The sequence below is a fragment of the Nitratidesulfovibrio liaohensis genome (genome assembly GCF_011682075.1).
GTDB classification, from domain to species: domain Bacteria; phylum Desulfobacterota; class Desulfovibrionia; order Desulfovibrionales; family Desulfovibrionaceae; genus Cupidesulfovibrio; species Cupidesulfovibrio liaohensis.
Genome location: NZ_VSMK01000658.1, coordinates 1 through 897, shown reverse-complemented (window position 1 = coordinate 897; position 897 = coordinate 1). Strand labels below are relative to the sequence as shown.

Below are 897 nucleotides of genomic sequence, written 5' to 3'. Positions count from 1 at the left end.
CCGCCGCATCCTGGCCGGGGCAATGGCTCGGGACGCGCGGCAGGCGGGCGGCAACGCGCGAGAGCAGGCGCGGCATGGCGCCCGGTGAACGACGGGTGGGACGTGCGGTGGCGTGTGGAGCGTGCATGGTTGTCTCCCGGCGGCACTTCTGCGCCGCCCGGTCCCAGCCCCGATCCGGTACCGATCCGGCCCCGCGCATATGTTGGGGCATTCCCGAGCGGGGCGGGCCTCTTCGAAACAAGTAGAGCCTGCGGGGGCGGTGTCAAGGCGGGCGTTGCCCATGGGCAGGCACACCGGGAAGGCGCATAAGCGGCTGGCCGGGTGGTAAATGCACCGGGATGGTTCACAGGGACGCGGAACATGGTTACCGTAACATCCCGGACCGGAGACGAACCGCCCGATGCGGAGCCGGTCCGGTGCAAGACCTTGCGCAGGAACCCCGGTCATTGAACGGGTTCGCCAAGGGCTGTAGGGTACTTGTCAGGGTGTGTCTTCGGCAGGCACGGTCTGCCGGAAATCCGTGATCGGCACGTCCGTCCGCCGGTGCCGCGCCCATCCACGTTCCATTCAGGAGAACGCATGACCTTCGATTTCGACCGCGAGTTGCAACGCCTTGAAGGCAAGCTGAAAGCCTTGCGCAGCAAGGAATACATCCCCGACGCCCTGCTGGAGATCGTGGCGCGTACCGCAGCCATCCAGTTGGAGGCACGCGCAGCCGCGCAGACGGGGCAGGCCCCCGAACTGCCTGCGGAACTTGTCGCGGAGCTGGCCACGCCGGAGGCGCACGCCCAGGGCGCGCCGCTGCTCCCGCGTGACGCCTTCACCTATGACAGGGTGCGCACGGCGGCCACTTTTGGCCGCCTGCTGGCCATGATGCGCGCCGCCGGGGGCAGCCTT

The 897-nt window shown here is 68.7% G+C and carries 1 pseudogene; it reads left to right on the top strand.

Going from position 1 to position 897, the window contains the following annotated elements:
* Positions 1-579 precede the first annotated feature (579 nt).
* Positions 580-897 (top strand): annotated as a pseudogene (locus FVW27_RS17445) (formate dehydrogenase accessory protein FdhE); the annotation flags it as partial.